14 protein-coding genes are annotated in these 20,096 nt (G+C 60.9%); 6 read left to right on the forward strand and 8 right to left on the reverse strand.

Features of this window, described 5'->3' with window-relative positions:
- Positions 1 to 19: 19 nt before the first annotated feature.
- A complete protein-coding gene (locus JK232_RS00665) occupies positions 20 to 976 on the forward strand; it encodes a type VI secretion system-associated protein (protein WP_246538161.1) in 957 nt (318 codons plus the stop codon).
- Positions 977 to 989: 13 nt separating this feature from the next.
- On the forward strand, positions 990 to 2,417 hold the full coding sequence (locus JK232_RS00670; protein ID WP_212588649.1) for a serine/threonine protein kinase: 1,428 nt from the start codon (positions 990 to 992) through the stop codon (positions 2,415 to 2,417).
- 955 nt (positions 2,418 to 3,372) lie between these two features.
- On the opposite strand, the gene JK232_RS00675 is transcribed toward JK232_RS00670, so the two are convergent.
- Together JK232_RS00675 and chaB are read right to left on the reverse strand one after the other, a co-directional pair.
- The gene (locus JK232_RS00675) at positions 3,373 to 4,083 is read right to left on the reverse strand and encodes a gamma-glutamylcyclotransferase (RefSeq protein WP_101828892.1); all 711 of its coding nucleotides are present in this window, start codon (positions 4,081 to 4,083) and stop codon (positions 3,373 to 3,375) included.
- A gap of 368 nt (positions 4,084 to 4,451) precedes the next feature.
- Positions 4,452 to 4,688: a putative cation transport regulator ChaB gene (gene chaB / locus JK232_RS00680; RefSeq protein ID WP_072928552.1), complete on the reverse strand. Its 237-nt coding sequence runs from the start codon at positions 4,686 to 4,688 to the stop codon at positions 4,452 to 4,454.
- A gap of 446 nt (positions 4,689 to 5,134) precedes the next feature.
- Between chaB and chaA the strand changes: the two genes are divergently transcribed.
- Positions 5,135 to 6,235, forward strand: a complete 1,101-nt coding sequence (gene chaA, locus JK232_RS00685; RefSeq protein ID WP_072928551.1) for a sodium-potassium/proton antiporter ChaA — start codon at positions 5,135 to 5,137, stop codon at positions 6,233 to 6,235.
- 75 nt (positions 6,236 to 6,310) lie between these two features.
- On the opposite strand, the gene phoH is transcribed toward chaA, so the two are convergent.
- From phoH to efeU, 4 genes are all read right to left on the reverse strand, one after another.
- On the reverse strand, positions 6,311 to 7,099 hold the full coding sequence (gene phoH / locus JK232_RS00690; protein WP_072928550.1) for a phosphate starvation-inducible protein PhoH: 789 nt from the start codon (positions 7,097 to 7,099) through the stop codon (positions 6,311 to 6,313).
- A gap of 670 nt (positions 7,100 to 7,769) precedes the next feature.
- A complete protein-coding gene (gene efeB, locus JK232_RS00695; protein ID WP_277622385.1) occupies positions 7,770 to 9,077 on the reverse strand; it encodes an iron uptake transporter deferrochelatase/peroxidase subunit in 1,308 nt (435 codons plus the stop codon).
- A 4-nt stretch (positions 9,078 to 9,081) separates the two neighbouring features.
- Positions 9,082 to 10,215, reverse strand: coding sequence for an iron uptake system protein EfeO (gene efeO, locus JK232_RS00700; protein ID WP_212588794.1), 1,134 nt, complete (start codon positions 10,213 to 10,215; stop codon positions 9,082 to 9,084).
- 38 nt (positions 10,216 to 10,253) lie between these two features.
- A complete protein-coding gene (gene efeU / locus JK232_RS00705; RefSeq protein WP_212588650.1) occupies positions 10,254 to 11,102 on the reverse strand; it encodes an iron uptake transporter permease EfeU in 849 nt (282 codons plus the stop codon).
- 393 nt (positions 11,103 to 11,495) lie between these two features.
- On the opposite strand from efeU, the gene JK232_RS22780 reads away from it, so the two are divergent.
- Both JK232_RS22780 and JK232_RS00710 read left to right on the forward strand, forming a co-directional pair.
- Complete coding sequence (locus JK232_RS22780; protein ID WP_072928547.1) at positions 11,496 to 11,735, forward strand: hypothetical protein; 240 nt, start codon at positions 11,496 to 11,498, stop codon at positions 11,733 to 11,735.
- Between the two features lie 58 nt (positions 11,736 to 11,793).
- Complete coding sequence (locus JK232_RS00710; protein WP_212588651.1) at positions 11,794 to 12,339, forward strand: helix-turn-helix transcriptional regulator; 546 nt, start codon at positions 11,794 to 11,796, stop codon at positions 12,337 to 12,339.
- 87 nt (positions 12,340 to 12,426) lie between these two features.
- Here the strand turns inward: JK232_RS00710 and putP are convergent, their stop codons facing one another.
- The gene (gene putP / locus JK232_RS00715) at positions 12,427 to 13,911 is read right to left on the reverse strand and encodes a sodium/proline symporter PutP (RefSeq protein ID WP_072928545.1); all 1,485 of its coding nucleotides are present in this window, start codon (positions 13,909 to 13,911) and stop codon (positions 12,427 to 12,429) included.
- A 736-nt stretch (positions 13,912 to 14,647) separates the two neighbouring features.
- Between putP and putA the strand changes: the two genes are divergently transcribed.
- Positions 14,648 to 18,616 carry a trifunctional transcriptional regulator/proline dehydrogenase/L-glutamate gamma-semialdehyde dehydrogenase gene (gene putA / locus JK232_RS00720; protein WP_212588652.1) on the forward strand — a complete coding sequence of 1,323 codons (3,969 nt, stop codon included), beginning with the start codon at positions 14,648 to 14,650 and terminating at the stop codon, positions 18,614 to 18,616.
- Between the two features lie 723 nt (positions 18,617 to 19,339).
- Here the strand turns inward: putA and tcyN are convergent.
- Positions 19,340 to 20,095, reverse strand: a complete 756-nt coding sequence (tcyN, locus tag JK232_RS00725) for an L-cystine ABC transporter ATP-binding protein TcyN (RefSeq protein ID WP_072928543.1) — start codon at positions 20,093 to 20,095, stop codon at positions 19,340 to 19,342.
- Position 20,096: the final 1 nt, after the last annotated feature.

Consider the following 20,096-nt stretch of genomic DNA (forward strand, 5'->3'; position numbering starts at 1 on the left):
GTACGCTATGAAAATATGGATGTCCGGACTCCTTGCGTTGTTGGCCGTGCCCGCCGCGCAGGCGCAGGATTACCGCCTGGCTTATTCGCCCAGCCTGAAACTTGAAATTTATATTGATGACGTCAAAAGCAGCCAGCCGGAAGACTGGTGCCGTGAAACCCTACCGCTGCGTATTGTGGCCGGTGGGGAGAAAGACCCGGCGGTGCTGGACACCTTCCTGCCGCGCGTCGGTAACCTGATTCAGAAGCAGTGTGACACCACCACCCGCCTGCCGTTTACCCTGACCGACAAGGCCGGGGCGACACTGGCGCAGGGCGAGGCGCTGAAAAGCACCCGCTGGCAGCCGACGGTGCTGCCGCCGGCTGAAGCGGCCGCGCCGGCCGCCACCGCAGACGGCCCGGCCGTGCCGCTGGCGCCGGAACAGGCGGGCGGCAACAAGCCCACCACGTTCTCCCTGCCGAACGGCTGCCACTTCCGCACCTACTGGGACGCCACGCGTGACAGCAGCGCGCTGTTTGTGCCGAGCGGTGACAGCGTGACCTGCACGCCGGACGGCTGGATGACCGACCGCAGTGACGTCAGCGTGACGCCGTCAGCCAGCGCTGCGCCGACCGCCCTGACCTTCTACCGCGGGTTCCCGCTGGCCAACCTCAACCCGACCAGCGCCGCGCTGGCGGTGATCAGCGCCGATGAGCGGCAGATGCTGCTGAGCAACCACGACAAAGCGCCGGACAGCTTCCTGCTGCTGCCGTTTGACCGCTCACTGCACGCCTGGCACTTTGACGGCCGGGTGATTTTACAGATTGGCCGGGATGAGGCGGACAACGCCGCCACCCTGAAACAGGCGATTGAACAGGCACAGGCGGCGTACCTGCCGCTGCTGCCGGCCGCCAGCACCGCCCTGACCTTCCTGCTGGTGGAAAAGGTCAGCCCCGAGACTGACCCGGCCGCCGCGGCTTACCGCACGGTCAATTAACAGAGAAGCCACTATGTCGGGAATTGAACAGCGTCATCCTCCCTCTAACAGCCTGCCGGTAGGTTACCGTTTCCGGGAATTTGAGATCCTGGAGGTGATTGGCGAAGGGGGCTTCGGCATTGTTTACCGTGCCTACGATCACCAGCTTGAGCGCACCATTGCTATCAAAGAATACATGCCGACCAAACTGGCCCAGCGCAATGAAGACTTAAGCGTGGGGGTGCGCAGTGACCGTTTCACCAAAACGTTCCAGGCCGGGTTGCACAGTTTTATCCAGGAGGCGCGGCTGCTGGCGCGTTTCTCCCACCCCGGCCTGCTGCACGTGCTGCGTTTCTGGGAGGAGAACGGCACCGCCTATATGGGCACCCAGTTTTACACCGGCAATACGCTGAAAAACCTGAAGCTGTCGCAGCCGGCGCTGATTGACGAGGCGTGGATCCGTAACCTGCTGCCGCCGTTGTTCAGCGCGATCCATACCATCCACCAGGAAGGGTATCTGCACCGCGATATCTCGCTGGACAATATCCAGATTCAGGAGAACCAGTTGCCGGTGCTGCTCGACTTCGGCTCTGCGCGCAAGGAGATCGGCAATCTTTCGGATGAGACCGAGATTATGCTGAAGCCGGGGTTCGCGCCGATCGAGCAGTATATGGAGAACAGCGACGGCGAACAGGGGCCGTGGACGGACATTTACGCGCTGAGTGCGGTGCTGCATACGCTGATCACCGGTGCGCCGCCGCCGGTCAGCGTGGTGCGCAGCATTGAAGACAGTTATGTGCCGCTGGTGCAGCGCCGCCCGGCCGGCTACTCCCTGGGGCTGTTGCAGGTGGTGGATCACGCGCTGGCGCTGAAACCGGAGGATCGCCCGCAGTCGATTGAGCAGCTGGCGGCGGAGTTGCAGTTGCCGGTGTCGGATGTCAGCGAGATTATCAGCTCACCGATGGCCGCCCCGGCGGCGGTGCTGGTTGCCGCCAACCCGGCGGCCGGTGCGCCGGTGGCGGATGCGGTGGCCGCCGGGCAGACGCGCATCAGCCGCCCGGTGCTGGCCCTGGCCGCCGTGGCGGTAGTGGCGGTGCTCGGCGTGGTGGTGTGGCTCTCGACCGGCCCCGGCGATCGCGAGAGCACGCATACCGTCGCCAACAATACGCCGGAGAACGCCCCGGCCGCGGTGGCCGACCCGGATGCCGGTGCCGCGGCAGACGCCGCCACGCCGGTGCCGGGCGCGCCGCTGGCGCAGGTCTATTTCCGCCTGAACCCCGGCGAGCAGGTCTTGCTGGACGGCCAGCCGCAGACGGTGAAGATCAGCACCAGCGGGTTTGCGATGCTCAGCCTGGCAGCGGGTGAATACCAGCTTGAGATCCGGGAGAACGGGCAGCGGCGCGGGCTTCAGGCGCTGAAGATTGACCGGGCGGGGACATGGGTGGTGGCACCTGGGGGGTGACCGGTATTGCACACCGGGGGGCTTTCTTTTTTAGGAAGATGGGTTGTTTCGGTTGTTTATATGCTGTGGCATGTTTCGGTTGCTCATGTGTCTTTGTCTGCCGAGCTCTTGCAGAGCCTAAACATAGATGAAGTGGCATGTTTCGGTTGCTCATGTGTCTTTATCTACCCGGCTCACTGAGCCTCAACCGAGCAGGGCCTGCCGGCGCGCCGGCCCTGCACCCGCGCGCTTTGGGTGCCCCGGCAGAATTATTGGCCGCTCCCGCGGCTCCCCTCCAGCGTCCTCCGGGCTTATCGGGCCGGTACAGACACGCTCCCAGCGTGGCTGTACCTCTCGCACACATCCCTGTGTGCTCACCCGGCCCTGCGTCCTCGTCGGCAATAATTTAATGCCCCCACCTCCTCTGCAAATTCTTGGCTATGTAAGGAAAGAGTAGATAAGACATGTTTTAGTTTTTGGTGCAGATATAAAAATTGCAGCCACATGAAAATGCAAAGCAGAAAAAGCACACATCATGCCCAAAAACCTCCCCTACTATTTCCTTACATACTTACGGGTTTGCAAAGGGGTGGGGGCGTAAAAATCATTGCCGAGTGGAGCCGCAGGGCCGGGTGAGCGGGCAGGACAAATTGGCCGGGAGCCAATTTGAACAACGCGCAGCGTTGGCCCCGAAGGGGTGAGCCCCAAGGATGGGGCGAATCTCCCCCGCGAGAGCCGCCCATGACAGGGACTGTCATTAGCGGCAGCCCGGAAGCCCGGAGGCGGAGCGAGGGGACACGCGGGAGCGTGCAATGATTCAGCCGGGGCACCAAAAGCGCGCGGGTGCAGGGCCGGCGCGCCGGCAGGCCCTGCTCGGTTGAGGCTTGGGAGCTCAGGTAGACAACGAGACATAAACAACCGAAACATGCCACTACACCGATTAAAAGCCCTACCGTGGGTGCCGGGCGAACGCCCCCTACTTCCTATAAGGCATTGCTGCCGCCAGCGGCGACTCCTCGTTATTCGCCGCCTCTTGCTGCAGGCGACGAACATGCTCCACCAGCCCCCGCAGACACTCATCCTGCATGTTGTGCTTCTGTAACTCCTGCTCCAGCGCGAACAGATACTGGGCATTGGTACCGAGCGGGCCGCGGGCGCGGGCGATAAGCGGGGCGATCACCTGATACCGCGTATCAGCTTCAAACAGCGGGTGCGCGGCGTCCATCACAAACACCAGCGCCGTCACGGTGCTGCCGTCACATAAGGTCAGCTCACACCAGGTCGGCACGTAGCAACCGGTGATCATCTCGCGCTTCCACAACAGCTCCAGCTCCTCTTCGAGCTTTTCTTCCGGCAGGCGGAACGCCAGGCCGGTGGTGCTGCCGCCCTCTTTCAGCGCCAGCATCCGCCCCGGCTGCGCCGCCGTGCCGCGACCGGCCGTCAGCCGCAGGCAGAACGCACGGTGCCAGCCGTGCAACGTCGCCGGGCGCACCTCTTCCGCGTCAAAAATCGGGTTCCACATCAGCGAACCATAACCGAAAATCCAGACCGGGCTGTTGTCCGGACGGCGGGAGAGCGTACATTGCAGCGAGGCCCGGCGCTGTTCCGGGGAGAGCAGCAAGGTCTCCTCTATGGTTCCGAAAGCGGTTTTGCAATCTGCCTTAAGCAGAAAATCTCGCGTTAACACCTGTGGCTGCCCTCCTGTTGAAACTGACCCGCTCTGGAACGTCTTGCATTATATAACCTGATGCATTTATCAGGCCGGAAAGGGAAAGCAACGTGGTGCCTCACCCTAACCTGCTCATTCTGTTTATAACATCGGCCCGATTAGGATAAACCTTATTCGTTTCTTCTCAGGTGATCAAGATTGCGCCGGATCACAAAATGCCATTCCATGACAATTTGCGTGTCATTCTGTGAATTTTTAGCCTGAAACCGCGCTGGAACCGCTCCCAGTGCATAAGCATAGGCGGAGAAAGTCTAAGTCAGCCGGGAAATGCAGCAGGGCCACCTTAACGGTGGCCCTGTTCAGCAACGGCGGGAACAGCAGAGCAATTAATGCTTTTTCTTCGGGTGCCAGTGGTCATCATCGCCTTTCTGGTAATCATGTTTCACGGCTGACCACGCTACTTTGTGCGCCGTCTCTTCGCGGCTATCATCACCGCGGCGATCTTCTTTGTCTTTATACTCGTCCCAGGCGCTGTTGAACGCTTCTTTATAGATATCCTGCGCGTGGGGCGGCAGCACATTGCGTACGTTGTCTGGCAGGTCAGTGCGGGATTTATACGGCATGTTTTCCTCCTGAAGTCACGGTCAGCACATGGCGGCCCCGTTCAGGGCCGCGGTTTTCTGTAAGTGTAGAACATCAGGCGCCCCCTGCCCTTTGCCGCCGCAGTTTACGCGCCTTTCAGCACACTGAAAACAACCGCCCTCACTTCCTCACCAAAAGCAGCCTCATCTTTTTTACAGATTGATTTATAAAAGGATTACCTCAACCCTACTTTACAATAGAAGGCGGTTATTTCGCTTTTATTTAATGTTTGTTTAGCTTTGGGTCAGTCAGAGGTGGTAAACCTCCCCAGGGCGGTAAAAGTACGTAAATTTCGCCCGCCGCGCCCGCTAATTTGTTACGGTGCCTGCGTTTTTGCCTGCCGCGACTATACTTAGCGCCACCGGGGGGTGTTGACCTGGTGCGCCTTTCTGCCTTTATGCCACGCTGAATAAGGAGCCTCAGAACCATGACTTCGCCTGCTGCCCCGGTTCGGGCCAAAACCCGCCACAGTGAATATTCCCTGTTGTTACCGATCCTCGCCCTGGCCGTGCTGACGTTGTGGGGCAACGTCTCCAGCCTGCCCGCGCTGGCGGGCATTAACCTGCTGGCACTGGTCGGCATCCTGGCCAGCGCCTTCAGCGTGGTACGCCATGCGGACGTGCTGGCGCACCGGCTGGGTGAACCTTACGGCTCGCTGATCCTCAGCCTCTCGGTGGTGATCCTGGAAGTGAGTTTGATCTCCGCCCTGATGGCCACCGGTGATGCCGCCCCGGCACTGATGCGCGATACGCTGTTTTCCATCCTGATGATCGTCTCCAGCGGGCTGGTGGGGGTGTCACTGTTGCTGGGCGGCCGTAAATTTGCCACCCAGTACGTTAACCTCGCCGGCATCAAACAGTACCTGATGGCGATTTTCCCGCTGGCGGTGATTGTGCTGGTGCTGCCCGCGGCCCTGCCCGGCGGCAACTTCTCTACCCCGCAGGCGCTGCTGGTGGCCGCAATTTCGGCGGCGATGTATGGCGTGTTCCTGTTGATCCAGACCAAAACCCACCAGAGCCTGTTTGTGTATGAGCATGAGGATGAGGGCGATGACCCACACCACGGCAAACCCTCTGCCCACAGCAGCCTGTGGCACGGCATGTGGCTGGTGGTGCACCTGGTGGCGGTGATTGCCGTCACCAAGTTCAACGCCACGCCGCTGGAGAGCCTGCTGGATATTTTGGATGCCCCGGCACAGTTTACCGGCTTCCTGGTGGCGCTGCTGATCCTCTCGCCGGAAGGGTTGGGCGCGCTGCGGGCGGTGCTCAATAACCAGGTACAGCGGGCGATGAACCTCTTCTTCGGTTCGGTGCTGGCGACCATCTCCCTGACGGTGCCGGCGGTGACGATTATCGCCACCCTCACCGGCCAGCAACTGATTTTCGGGCTGGAGCCGCCGCACATCGTGGTGATGCTGGCGGTGCTGATGCTCTGCCAGATCTCGTTTTCCACCGGCCGCACCAATGTGCTGAACGGCACCGCCCACCTGGCGCTGTTCTTCGCCTACCTGATGATCATTATGCAGTGACGCAAAAAAGGCCGCAGGATGCGGCCTTTTGCAGGATCTGTTCAGGTTACGGCCGGGCGGCCCGGCCGACAGGGGTCAATAGTAGGCGTTCAGCGTGCGCTGGCAGAGTGCCGAGCGGACGCAGTCCTCTTTGGTGAAGCGGATAATCCCAATCATCTCATCCTCTTCGAAGCGCTCCAGCGCATCACTCAGCCCCGATTTCACACCGCGGGGCAAGTCACACTGGGTCACGTCGCCGTTGACAATCACGGTGACGTTTTCACCCAGACGCGTCAGGAACATCTTCATCTGGCTGGCGGTGACGTTCTGCGCTTCATCCAGAATCACCACCGCATTCTCAAAGGTGCGCCCGCGCATGTAGGCAAACGGGGCGATCTCCACCTTGCCAATCTCCGGCCGCAGGCAATACTGCATAAACGACGAGCCGAGGCGGCGCAGCAGGATGTCATACACCGGCCGGAAATAAGGGGCGAATTTCTCTGAGATATCACCGGGCAGGAAACCGAGATCTTCGTCGGCCTGCAATACCGGGCGGGTGACGATGATCCGATCGACTTCTTTATGAATCAGTGCTTCGGCGGCCTTGGCCGCGCTGATAAAGGTTTTCCCACAGCCCGCCTCGCCGGTGGCGAAGATCAATTGCTTGGTCTCAATGGCGGATAAGTACTGTCCCTGCGCTTCCGAGCGGGCTTCTATAGCAGAGGTGTCGCGGCTGTCTCGCGCCATGCCGATGGATTCCACCCCGCCCATCTGGACCAGGGAGGTCACCGATTCTTCCTCACGCTGCCGGTGGCTGCGTGCATCACGGCGGATAACGCGTTTTGCTTCACGACGCGCTTTAATCACTGCTTTCTGTCTTCCCATAGTGGCACCTTACAGTTTGTTTCACCTAGCGTCGCGGCCGGTAGTACCGCAGACGACGACTCAGATAACAGGTTTCACATACAGATGAGGTTGGTCCCCTTTAAGACCGCATTGGTCAATGAAATGGTGCGTCCGACGTCCGCCTGCCGGGCATGAAGGCCCTGAAGGCGTGGCATTGCACCATGAAGAGAGGTTGCCCTGACGGAGATCCCCGGCAGACAACGTTTTCATGCACTGATATGACAAAGGGGTTAAACGGGTTGATAGGAGATGAAGGGTGCCGAAAATTGCGGTGGCGAGGGGGCTGCCCTCGTGACGACGAGTGAAAGAGTGAATGCCTGAACGGTTACCTAACAGCCCAATCATGGACTCTCGCATCAGCGCTCCTCGCAGTGAATGTCGGCATCGCTGCCGTACACCGGTTTCGGTTCACTGCCGCAATCGGGCCGGCAGTTACTCTGAGTATAATGACTCTTTATTCATTAGTGTTACAGTTGTGTAAATATTTATGATAAGGCCGATTAAGTGGTGCTTTTTTGACCTTTCGAATCAGCCGGCTGCGTCGGCGCAGGATTTACCCGCCACGCTGCCGATAAGAAGAATGCATAAAGCAGGCCACCCAAAGGGGCCTGCTTTGCTTATGGATAGATAAGAAGCACAGCAGGCAGGATCAGGCCTCCAGCAGCGCCTGCGCCAGCATCTGCCCCGGTGCCACACCGGGCAACGCAAAGAAGTACCCCCCGCCAACCGGGCGGATGTATTCTTCAAGCGCCTCCCCATTCAGGCGCTTTTGCACCGTCAGGAAGCCCTTTTCCAGGTCATGCTGGTAACAGACAAACAGCAGGCCCATCTCCAGCTGGCCGGAATTGGAGACCCCCTGTGAATAGCTGTAACCGCGGCGCAACATCAGGTTGGCGGCCGTCTCCGGGGTGCGCGGGTTCGCCAGCCGGATATGCGCATCCAGCGGGATCACCTTGCCTTCCGGGTCAGCCGCGTAATCCGGCACATCCTGTTCATGCTGCATCCCGAGCGGCGCACCGCTCAGTTTCTCGCGGCCGAAAATGGTCTGCTGCTCCTGCAACGGGGTGCGATCCCAGAACTCCACATGGAAACGGATAATACGCACCGCCTGGTAGCTGCCGCCCACCGCCCAGGCCGGCTCCCCCTGGTCAGCCGTCACCCAGACAGCCTGATCCATCAGCGTGCTGTTTTGGGTGTCCGGGTTGGCGGTGCCGTCCTTAAAGCCCAGCAGGTTGATCGGCGTCTCTTTGCCGCGGCTGCGTGCCGCATGGGACGAGATAAACCCTTCGCGCCGCCAGCGCACGCTGAGCAGATCCGGCGTGTGCTTGATGATGTCACGCAACGCGTGGATCACCGTGTCATTATTGTTGGCGCAAATCTGCAACAGCAGATCGCCGTGGCACTGGGCCGCGTCCAGCGAGTCATTCGGGAAGCGCGTCATGCGTTGCAGGCGCAGCGGCTTCTGCGCCGCCAGCCCGAAACGTTCATCAAACAGCGCATTGCCGAGCGACACGGTGATTGTCAGGTTGTCCGGGTAGATCTGCGCGCCCATCACGCCGGAATCCAGCGGCGGCAACCGCGGGTCCACCGCGGGGGCCTCCCCGCCCTGGGTCAGGAATGCGATGCGCGCCGTCAGCAGCGCAAACAACCGCCGTAGCCCCGCCTTATCGGCGGCCAGCACGTCGAACGCCACCAGCATCATTGACGCCTGTTGCGGCGTCAGGATACCGGCCTGGTGCGGGCCGTGGAATGGCTGGCGCGTCCAGCGGTCATCCGGTGACAGGGTACCGGGTGCCGACACCGGCTTTTGGGCCGGTACGGCATCAGCCTGCGCTGTACGGCCCAGCGCCAGCGCCCCGCCCGCTGCGCCCATGCCCAGCAGCAAACGGCGGCGGGAGAGTGATGCCGCGCCCTGTGCACCGAACGGGCAGCCGCCGGAAGAAGTCGGTTTGCTCACGATCTTAGTCCAGCCCCAGCACACCACGCAGCGTGGCGAGATCTTCCGCCAGCGCGGTGATCGGCCCCTTCATGGCGTTACGGTCAGCGGTGGTGAGTTTGTCATAGGATTCAAAGCCCTGGGTGGTGCGGTATTTCGCCAGCAGGCCGTCCACCTTGCTGAAGTTGCCGTCAATCTGCGCCAGCCGGGCTGGGTCGGTTTTCTGCAACAGCGGCCGCAGCAGGGTCACAATTTTCTGTGCGCCGTCAACGTTGGCCTGGAAATCCCACAAATCCGTGCGGCTGTAGCGATCTTCTTCGCCGCTGATTTTGCTGGCTGCCACTTCCTCGATTAACCCGGCCGCGCCGCCGACGACTTTATTTGGCGGGAAGGTGAGATCGTTGATGCGTGATTGCAGCGCCAGGGTATCTTTCAGCAGACGATCGGCAAAGGGTGCGCCGCCTTCGGTGGTGTTGTCGCCAAACAGGATCTTCTCCAGACGGTGGAAACCGGTAAAGGCCGGGTCGGCGGCTTTCTGCTCGAAATCGTCTTCGCGCGCGTCGATGCTGCCGTCCAGGTCAGAAAACAGCTCGGCAATCGGCTCGATGCGCTCATAGTGGCTGCGTGCCGGGGCATACAGCGCCCGTGCGGCGGCCAGGTCGCCGCGTTTTACGGCGTCGGTGAAGGCCTGGGTCTGGATGACCAGCTGGCTCACCTCGCTCATCACATAGACTTTATACTCCGCAATCGGCCCGACCAGCGCCAGCGCGTCTGGTTTGGCCGCTGCCTGCGCCCCGGCAGCCGTGACGATAAGTTTGCCTTTCGGGTTGCTCAGCAGGCCGCAGGTCATGTCATACTCGCCCGGCTCCAGGGTCGCCGTCATCTTTTGGGTGAAGCCCGGCGCGATGTTTTCGCGCTCCTCCACCACCATTACCCCTTTCAGGATCTCCCACTCCAGCCCTTTCTGGCTGTCGTTGCGCACCACAAAACGGGTTTTACCCGCCGGCACGGTGAGCTGCATCGGCTCACACCGGGTGTCATTGACCGTGACATTGACCTGGCGCACCTCGTCCGCCTGTGCGGCCGCGCCCAGGAAACAGGCCGGGATTGCCAGCAGGGTAAGGTGCAGCGCACGGCGGCGCATAAAACGGGATAACATAGGCATAACGGTGAATACTCCCTGACCAGAATAGAAAATTAACGGACGCTTTTTTGCCCGGCAGACGGGGCCGCCGGGACGTGATGGGAAGGCAGGAAAAACAGGATCAGCGCCGGGATCAGATAGGCGAAATAAACCGTGACCTCGCTGACGGTCGGCGCTTCCTGATAGCCGAACACCCCTTCCAGCAACGTGCCGGTCAGCGAGTGCGTGGAAAGCACCGCGCTGAAATCAAAGGCCACACGCTGGAAACTGTTCCACAGCCCGGCCTCATGGAAAGCCCGGATCGCCCCGGCTGCCAGGCCGGCGGCCACCAGCAGGATGAACAGGCTGCTCCACATAAAAAAGCGCGCCAGATTCAGCCTGACGCCGCCCCAATAAATCAGGCCGCCCAGCACGATGGCGCACCCCAGCCCCAGCAGCGCACCGATAGGCGCCGCGATGCCGACATCCTGCTGGAACGCTGCCAGCAGGAAAAACACCGATTCCAGCCCCTCACGCGCCACGGCGAAGAACACCATCGCCACCAGCGCCCATGCCTGCCCGCTCTGATGCCGGTTCAGCGCCTGGTCGACAGCCTGCTCCAGCTGCACTTTGACGGAGCGTGACACCTTACGCATCCAGAACACCATGTAAGTCAGGATGCAGACCGCCACCACGGCCACCAGCCCTTCGAACAGCTCCTGTTGCTTCTGCGGGAATTCCCCGGTGGTTTCGTTAATCACGATACCCAGCGCCAGGCAGAGTGCCGCCGCAGCCACCACCCCGGCCCACACGGCACCCAGCCAATGGCCGCGCCGGGTACGTTTCAGGTAACCGGCAATCAGGCTCACTATCAGCGCCGCTTCCAGCCCTTCGCGGAACATAATCAGAAATGGTACGAACATACCTGCTACCCCAGATAAATGGCCGGACACGGCCGGTGCGTTCTGTAAAGAAAAGTAAAATAGAAACGAGAGTGATTATCATTCCAAAAAAAAGAAAAGCAAGAGGCGGCTATGAATAAAAATGCACAGGGCCGCCTGCCTCTTTGGAAAGCAGTTCTCACCGTTTCTGCAAGCCCCCCACATATTGACATCATCTCTTGGAAGTATTTCTTAACCTTTTAAATTTCAATACCTTAATCATTCACTCCCGAAACAGGTGCGCGCACAATAGCCGCGCCCCCTCTGCTGCGGCAGCGGGGTGCGGCCGGGGCGCCCTGAACAGACACGCCACCGCGCAAGTGTGTTGACAAGCGTCAACAGGCAATTTATCTTATCCACACAAACCGGAGGGCGATGAGAACGCATCCTAATAAGCATATTCAGGCAGCCATTGACTATGCGTTATCACAGGGCTGGACATTCCTTGAAGGCAGGGGTCATGCCTTTGGCAGGCTGTATTGCGGCACGCCACATCATAAGGAACACATGATGAGCATCTGGTCTACTCCTGCGGTTCCGGAGCGCCATGCGCGCCAGATCCGGCGCAAGGTTGAACGCTGTCTGCCTGCAGACGGCACGTCAGCAAATCGTTAATCAAGGCGGGAAACCGCCTTTTACCACCGGGCGGGAGACCGCCTGTTAAGGAGCATGAATGCCCGTTTACCACTTCTCGCTGACGCTGGCGGGTGTTACCTCCGCCACGCCCAACCTGGAGCAGCACTTATTTGAGCAAGGGTGTGACGATGCCCTGGTATGCGCCTATAACCAGACGGTGTACCTGGAGTTTGATCGCGAAGCCAAGGATTTCAGCAGCGCGCTGCTGAGCGCCGTGCGTGACTGTGAAGCCGCACCGTTACAGGCCCGCGTGGTGGCGGCGGATGCCGATCTGGTGGGGCTGAGTGATATTGCAGAACTGACCGGGATGACACGGCAGGCGATTGCCCTGTTGAAAGAGGGAAAACGCGGCACCGGTAACTTTCCGTCCCCGGTGCAACGCGTAAAAGGAACGTCCCCGCTCTGGCGCTGGGCGGACGTTGCCGCCTGGCTGGCTGACCAGCAACGCCTGCCGCCGGAAATGGCCGAGAACGCGCGCCAGCTGGCTGCCCTGAACCTGGCGTTACAACTGCGCGCCGAAGAGCAGCGCGCCTGCGCCCAACACTGGGCACGCAAGCTGGCTGCCCTGCCGCGCACCGCCTGACTGCGCCTTCAGCAGCCGGTGCAGGCAGAGGAAACCGGGCCAGCCGCTGCCGGAGATGACCGGCGCAGGCATTGCCCGGCCCATCCCTTAACGGGTATTGAACTCCTCTTCCGCGAGGCGGAAGCGCTCCGTCACTACCGCAGACGGCTGGCGGCCCATCAGGCTCACCACCACGATGGCGATAGCGGCAAACAGGAAGCCGGGGATGATTTCATACAGGTTCAGCCAGGCATACTGTTTCCAGACAATCACCGTAATGGCCCCGACCAGCATCCCGGCCAGCGCACCGTTACGGGTCATGCGGGACCACATCACGGAGATCAGGATCACCGGGCCAAAGGCGGCACCAAAACCGGCCCAGGCATAGCTGACCAGCCCCAGCACACGGTTTTCCGGGTTAGCCGCCAGCGCAATGGCGATCAGTGCCACCACCAGCACCATCAGGCGCCCGACCCAGACCAGTTCACGCTGGCTTGCGCCTTTGCGCAGGAAGGCTTTATAGAGGTCTTCGGTAATGGCGCTGGAGCAGACCAGCAGCTGGCAGCTCAGGGTACTCATGACCGCTGCCAGAATGGCAGAAAGCAGGATACCGGCGATCCACGGGTTGAACAGGATTTTTGCCAGCTCAATAAAGACGCGCTCGCCGTTCTCCGACACATTGCCGGCAAGCGTCGGGTTGTTGGTGAAGTAGGCGATGCCGAAGAAGCCCACGGCGATGGTGCCGGCCAGGCAGAGGATCATCCAGGTCATGCTGATGCGGCGGGCATTACGGATGGTGTGGTGGGAGTCCGCGGCCATGAAACGCGCCAGGATATGCGGCTGGCCGAAGTAGCCTAAGCCCCAGCCCAGCAGGGAGAGGATCGCCACCAGGTTCAGGCCTTTGAACATGTCCACATAGGCCGGGTTTTTGGCTTCAATCACCAGCATTGAGGTATCAATGCCGCCGACCGCCATGATCACGATGACCGGCGTCAGGATCAGCGCAAAGATCATCAGGGAGGCTTGCACGGTGTCTGTCCAGCTTACGGCCAGGAAGCCACCGATGAAGGTGTAGACGATGGTCGCTGCGGCACCGGCCCACAGGGCCGTGCCATAGCTCATGCCGAAGGTGCTTTCGAACAGGCGGGCACCGGCCACAATGCCGGAGGCACAGTAAATGGTGAAGAACACCAGGATAACGATCGCGGAGATGATACGCAGCAGCTTGCTTTTGTCCTCAAAGCGGCTGGTGAAGTAGTCCGGCAGCGTCAGGGCATTGTTGTTGGCTTCGGTATGCACCCGCAGCCGCCCGGCCACCAGTTTCCAGTTGAGGTAAGCGCCCAGTGTCAGGCCAATGGCAATCCAGCTTTCAGAGATGCCGGAGAGAAAGATGGCGCCCGGCAGGCCCATCAGCAACCAGCCGCTCATGTCAGACGCACCGGCAGAGAGTGCGGTCACGACACTGCCCAGGCTGCGGCCGCCCAGAATGTAATCATCAAAGTTATTGGTGCGGCGGTATGCCAGCAAGCCGATGACCACCATTCCCAGAATGTAGACCAGGAATGTCACCACCATTGGCGTATTAACTGTCATGTATGTTCTCCACGTACTTTTTAATCGGATTCACGCGGGAGGTCCCTGTGAAACGCCCTGTCTCTCCTGGCGGCCGGCACTGCCGTCAGGCGTAAGAAGATACCGGAACGGGGTATCGTGTTATGTTGCACGGTTTTAACGGCGGCCTGTTATCTGTCCCGGCTTTCTGAAAAAACCCTGCTGATTGTCGGGGAGTAATACCCTGTTCATGTTTTATGTCGGCCCTGACTGCCGCGCGGCACATCCTAGATGAGGTGACTGGGCTGTGCCAACGTATTTAACAATCAGGAAACATAAACCTGACGCCGCATCACACAAATAATCACCAGCGGTTGTACTGGGTAGCACTTCCGGGGTATCACCCTACCCTTGGCCCCCTCAGAAGAGGGGGCACACCTTTTTCAGGCCACGCCTGGCCTGCGCCGGACACTATCAGGCCGGTACAGGGCCGGGACGTGCCAGTTTCAAAGCAATAACTGTGCCTGTTTATTTTGTTTACAGGATTTGCTGTAAAAAACGGCATGAATCCTGCATGAATTAACAAAATTAAACATGACAAAACATGATAAAAACAGGGTTGCACAAAGTTGCAACATGGAGGTCACTGGCGCTATTCTCTGCGCAGTTTCTTTTGCGTGTTTTAACAGAAACCCTTGTCTTGTCAGAAACCGGAAAGATTTTCTGAAACCCGGTGCATCTCTTTATAAAGCAGTCTCGACTACAGGAGTCAGTTGGCATGGGCACTACCACAATGGGCGTGAAGCTGGACGAAGCCACACGCGATCGCATCAAAACTGCCGCGCAGCAGATCGACCGCACGCCGCATTGGCTAATCAAGCAGGCCATTTTTACCTATCTGGAACGGCTGGAGAGTGGCGAAGCGTTGCCGGAGTTTGCCGCAGCCGGTGCCACAGCGGCAGAGGCCGATGAGGCACCTGCCCTGCCGGCCGGTGATGCCCCCCAGCCCTTCCTGGAGTTTGCTGAGCAGATCCTGCCGCAGTCCGTTAACCGTGCCGCCATCACCGCGGCTTACCGCCGCCCGGAAACCGAAGCGGTGCCGATGCTGCTGGAGCAGGCGCGCCTGCCTGCCCCGCTGGCCGAGTCAACCCACCAGCTCGCTTACCGCATCGCGGAGAAGCTCCGGCACCAAAAAGGGGCAAGCGGACGCGCCGGGATGGTGCAAGGCCTGCTCCAGGAGTTCTCCCTCTCCTCACAAGAGGGCGTGGCGCTGATGTGCCTGGCCGAAGCCTTGCTGCGTATTCCTGACAAGGCCACGCGCGATGCGTTGATCCGGGATAAGATCAGCAACGGCAACTGGCACTCCCACCTTGGCCGCAGTTCTTCCCTGTTCGTTAACGCGGCCACCTGGGGGCTGCTGTTTACCGGCCGCCTGGTCTCGACCCACAATGAAGCCAACCTCTCCCGTTCACTGAACCGCATCATCGGCAAAAGCGGCGAACCGCTGATCCGCAAAGGCGTGGACATGGCGATGCGCCTGATGGGCGAACAGTTTGTGACCGGTGAAACCATCGCCGAAGCGCTGGCCAACGCCCGCAAACTTGAAGAGAAAGGGTTCCGCTACTCCTATGACATGCTGGGTGAAGCGGCGCTGACGGAAGCGGATGCGCAGGCTTACCTGACCTCCTACCAGCAGGCGATCCATGCCATCGGCAAAGCCTCCAATGGCCGCGGCATCTATGAGGGGCCGGGCATTTCCATCAAGCTGTCAGCGCTGCACCCGCGTTACAGCCGTGCCCAGTATGAACGCGTGATGGATGAACTCTATCCGCGCCTGCTGGCCCTGACGTTGCAGGCACGCAAATATGACATCGGCATCAACATCGATGCCGAAGAAGCCGACCGGCTGGAGATCTCGCTCGATTTGCTGGAAAAACTCTGCTTCGAACCGCAACTGGCAGGCTGGAACGGCATCGGCTTTGTTATCCAGGCTTACCAGAAACGCTGCCCGTTTGTGATTGACAGCCTGATCGACCTGGCCGGCCGCAGCCGCCGCCGCCTGATGATCCGCCTGGTGAAAGGCGCCTACTGGGACAGCGAAATCAAACGCGCCCAGATGGACGGCCTCGAGGGCTACCCGGTCTATACCCGCAAGGTGTATACCGACGTCTCCTACCTGGCCTGCGCCCGCAAACTGCTGGCCGTGCCGAACCTGATTTACCCGCAGTTCGCCACCCATAACGCCCACACGCTGGCGGCCATCTACCATCTGGCCGGGAATAACTACTATCCGGGCCAGTATGAGTTCCAGTGCCTGCACGGCATGGGTGAACCGCTGTATGAGCAGGTGGTGGGCAAAATTGCCGACGGCAAACTGAACCGCCCGTGCCGCATCTATGCGCCGGTGGGCACCCACGAAACGCTGCTGGCCTATCTGGTGCGCCGCCTGCTGGAGAACGGGGCGAACACCTCCTTTGTGAACCGCATCGCCGATGCCACCCTGCCGCTGGAAGAGCTGGTGGCCGATCCGGTCAGTGCCGTGGAAACCCTGGCCGCCCAGGAGGGGCAGATTGGCCTGCCGCACCCGCGCATCCCGCTGCCGCGTGAGCTGTATGGTGATGAGCGTGTGAACTCCTCCGGCCTGGATCTTTCCAACGAGCAGCGCCTGGCGTCCCTGTCCAGCGCCCTGCTCAGCACCGCCGCGCACCCACTGAATGCGGAACCGCTGATCGATGCCGAAAAAGAGACTGGCGAAGCCCAGCCGGTGATAAACCCGGCTGAGCCGCGTGATGTGGTGGGCTATGTGCGTGACACCACCGAGGCGGAGATCAGCCGCGCGCTGGACGCCTCCGCGGCGGCCGGGCCGATCTGGTTCGCCACCCCGCCGGAAGAGCGTGCGGCCATCCTGTCCCGCGCGGCGGAACTGATGGAAGCGCAACTGCAAAACCTGCTGGGCGTGCTGGTGCGCGAGGCGGGCAAAACCTTCAGCAACGCCATTGCTGAAGTGCGCGAAGCCGTGGATTTCCTGCACTATTACGCGGGCCTGATCCGTCAGGACTTCGCCAACGACAGCCACCGCCCGCTGGGGCCGGTGGTGTGTATCAGCCCGTGGAACTTCCCGCTGGCGATCTTTACCGGCCAGATTGCCGCCGCGCTGGCGGCAGGCAACAGCGTGCTGGCCAAACCGGCCGAACAGACGCCGCTTATCGCCTCGCTGGCGGTGAAGCTGCTGCATGAAGCCGGTGTCCCGGCCGGGGTGCTGCAACTGCTGCCGGGTGACGGCGCGACCGTCGGGGCGAAACTGGTGAACGATGCCCGCGTACGCGGCGTGATGTTTACCGGCTCCACGGAGGTGGCGTCGCTGCTGCAACGCAACATCGCCGGTCGCCTGGATCCGCAGGGCCGCCCGACGCCGCTGATTGCCGAAACCGGCGGGCTGAATGCGATGATTGTTGACTCCTCCGCCCTGACCGAACAAGTGGTCACCGACGTGGTCGCCTCCGCCTTCGACAGCGCCGGCCAGCGCTGCTCGGCCCTGCGCGTGCTGTGCGTACAGGATGAGGTGGCGGAACACACTCTGCAGATGCTGCGCGGTGCGATGGCTGAATGCCGGATGGGCAACCCGGAGCGCCTCTCCACCGACGTTGGCCCGGTGATTGATGCCGAAGCCAAAGCCAATATTGAGAAGCACATCAACGCGATGCGCGCCAAAGGCCGCAAGGTCTATCAGGCGGCGAAAGCCAATGCGCAGGATGAGAAAGAGTGGCCGGCAGGCACCTTTGTCAAACCGACGCTGATTGAGCTGGAGAGCTTTGACGAACTGAAACGCGAGATCTTCGGCCCGGTGCTGCACGTGGTGCGTTACTCCCGCCAGAACCTCGACGGCCTGATCGACCAGATCAACGCCGCGGGGTACGGCCTGACGCTGGGCGTGCATACCCGCATCGACGAAACCATCGCCCGCGTCACCAGCAAGGCGCGGGTCGGTAACCTCTACGTTAACCGTAATATGGTGGGTGCCGTGGTCGGCGTGCAGCCGTTCGGCGGCGAGGGGTTGTCCGGTACCGGCCCGAAAGCCGGTGGCCCGCTCTACCTCTACCGCCTGCTTGCCAGCCGCCCGGATGATGCGGTGCACCGCACCCTGACCCGTCAGGATCAGCAACTGGCGCTGGACTCCAGCGCGCGCCAGCCATTGCAGGCACCGTTGCAGGCGCTGAAAAACTGGGCGGACGCCCAGCAGATGGCCCCGCTGTCCGCCCTGTGCAGCCACTACGCCGACTGGGCGCAGGGCGGCACGGTGCGCAGCCTGCCGGGGCCGACAGGCGAACGGAACACCTACGCGCTGATGCCGCGTGAGCAGGTGCTCTGCCTGGCCGATGATGAAAACGACGCCTGGACGCAACTGGCCGGGGTGTTGTCGGTGGGCAGCCGGGTGCTGTGGCCGGAAGGTGACATGCAACGGGCGCTGTTCAAGCGCTTGCCGCAGGAAGTGCAGGCGCGTATTGACTTCACGCCGGACTGGCAGGCAGGCAATGCCGAATATGACGCGGTGATCCACCACGGGGATTCCGATCAGCTGCGTGCGCTGTGTGAGCATGTGGCCCAGCGCGCCGGGGCGATTGTGTCGGTGCAGGGCTTTGCCCGCGGCGAAACGCATCTGCTGCTGGAGCGCCTGCTGCTGGAGCGTTCGCTGAGTATTAATACCGCGGCAGCGGGGGGGAATGCGAGTTTGATGACCATCGGCTAGTTAGGCTGACCGGTAGCCTGGCCGGTGAGTTAACCGGCGGGCAACGGGGACTTGATATTGAAAAAGGGGGGTGCGGGAAACCGTGCCCTTTTTTTGTTTTTTGGGAGGAAGATTGAAGTGGCTTCGGGAGGATATACTCACTGGGATTGAGGTATGTTGCGTTGGCATACGACCAGAACCCTTTCTGTAGCCCCGCTGCCGCCACTGGTCGTGAAGTGGCATGTTTCGGTTGTTTATGTACGGTTATCTACCCGGCTTTTCGCGCCTCAACCGAGCAGGGCGCGCCAGTGCGCTCGCCCTGCACCCGCGCACTTTCGGTGGTTTGGCTGAATCATTGGCCGCTCTCGCGGCTCCCCTCACTCCGTCTCCGGGCTAATCGGGCCGCCGCAGACACGCTCCCGGCGTGGCTGCGACTCTCACGGGCATCCATGCCCGTTCGCCCGGCCCTTCGTCTCCACTCGGCAATGATTTTTACGCCCCCACCAGACTGCATATCTTTTGGTATGTAAGGAAAGAATAGGCAGGTAAATCTGAGTCTTATCCAGCCCTGCTGGCTTCATTCGGCAGTGATTTTTACGCCCCCACCTAACTGCAAATTCCTGGCTATGTAAGGAAAAAGTAGGTGGTGAATGTTTTCGCTAACGTAAATGTTTTTCGCAGAGGGAGAAATAAGGTATTTGGGAAAGCAGAATAAAGGTGCCGGGGTGTCCGGCACCTTTTGGGTCAGGCCTGGTTCAGGAATTTGTCCAGGAACTGGCGGGTGCGGGCGTGTTGCGGGTGGGTGAACAGCGCTTTGGCCGGGCCTTGTTCGACGATGCGGCCGTTGTCCATGAAAATGGCGCGATCGGCGACGTCACGGGCGAAACTCATCTCGTGGGTGACGATCACCATGGTGCGGCGCTCCTGCGCCAGGGCGCGGATGGTGCTCAATACTTCGCCCACCAGCTCCGGGTCGAGGGCGGAGGTCGGTTCGTCGAATAAAATCACCTCGGGGCGCATCGCCAGCGCGCGGGCAATCGCCACTCGCTGCTGCTGGCCGCCGGAAAGACGGCGCGGGTAGGCGCTCTCCTTACCGCTCAGCCCGACCTTCGCCAGCAACTCGCGGGCGCGCTGCTCCGCCTCGGCGCGCGGCTCGCCCTTCACGATCACCGGCCCCTCAATGATATTCTCCAGCACCGAACGGTGCGGGAACAGATTAAAATTCTGGAACACAAACCCAACCTGCTGGCGCAGGGCGCGCACCTTCTGCTTCTGCCGGCTCAGCGGCTGGCTGCCGTCAATCGTTATCTTGCCGACGCTGATGGTGCCGCCGTCCGGCACTTCCAGCAGATTAATACTGCGCAACAGCGTGGTCTTGCCGGAACCGCTGGGGCCGATAATGGCCACCACTTCCCCGGCATCCACCGCCAGATCAATCCCATGCAGCACCGTATTGCCTTTAAAGGCTTTGGTCAGGTTCTTTACGTCAATGGCACTCATG

Origin of the sequence: Nissabacter archeti (assembly GCF_018257325.1) — a bacterium.
Classification (GTDB): domain Bacteria; phylum Pseudomonadota; class Gammaproteobacteria; order Enterobacterales; family Enterobacteriaceae; genus Chimaeribacter; species Chimaeribacter arupi.

Excerpts from the sequence above, each read along its gene's own strand:
- JK232_RS00665 (WP_246538161.1), top strand. The coding sequence starts at position 20 with ATGTCCGGACTCCTTGCGTTGTTGGCCGTGCCCGCCGCGCAGGCGCAG.
- JK232_RS00670 (WP_212588649.1), top strand. The coding sequence starts at position 990 with ATGTCGGGAATTGAACAGCGTCATCCTCCCTCTAACAGCCTGCCGGTA.
- chaB (WP_072928552.1), bottom strand. The coding sequence starts at position 4,688 with ATGCCGTATAAATCCCGCACTGACCTGCCAGACAACGTACGCAATGTG.
- chaA (WP_072928551.1), top strand. The coding sequence starts at position 5,135 with ATGACTTCGCCTGCTGCCCCGGTTCGGGCCAAAACCCGCCACAGTGAA.
- phoH (WP_072928550.1), bottom strand. The coding sequence starts at position 7,099 with ATGGGAAGACAGAAAGCAGTGATTAAAGCGCGTCGTGAAGCAAAACGC.
- efeO (WP_212588794.1), bottom strand. The coding sequence starts at position 10,215 with ATGTTATCCCGTTTTATGCGCCGCCGTGCGCTGCACCTTACCCTGCTG.
- efeU (WP_212588650.1), bottom strand. The coding sequence starts at position 11,102 with ATGTTCGTACCATTTCTGATTATGTTCCGCGAAGGGCTGGAAGCGGCG.
- JK232_RS22780 (WP_072928547.1), top strand. The coding sequence starts at position 11,496 with ATGAGAACGCATCCTAATAAGCATATTCAGGCAGCCATTGACTATGCG.
- JK232_RS00710 (WP_212588651.1), top strand. The coding sequence starts at position 11,794 with ATGCCCGTTTACCACTTCTCGCTGACGCTGGCGGGTGTTACCTCCGCC.
- putP (WP_072928545.1), bottom strand. The coding sequence starts at position 13,911 with ATGACAGTTAATACGCCAATGGTGGTGACATTCCTGGTCTACATTCTG.
- putA (WP_212588652.1), top strand. The coding sequence starts at position 14,648 with ATGGGCACTACCACAATGGGCGTGAAGCTGGACGAAGCCACACGCGAT.
- tcyN (WP_072928543.1), bottom strand. The coding sequence starts at position 20,095 with ATGAGTGCCATTGACGTAAAGAACCTGACCAAAGCCTTTAAAGGCAAT.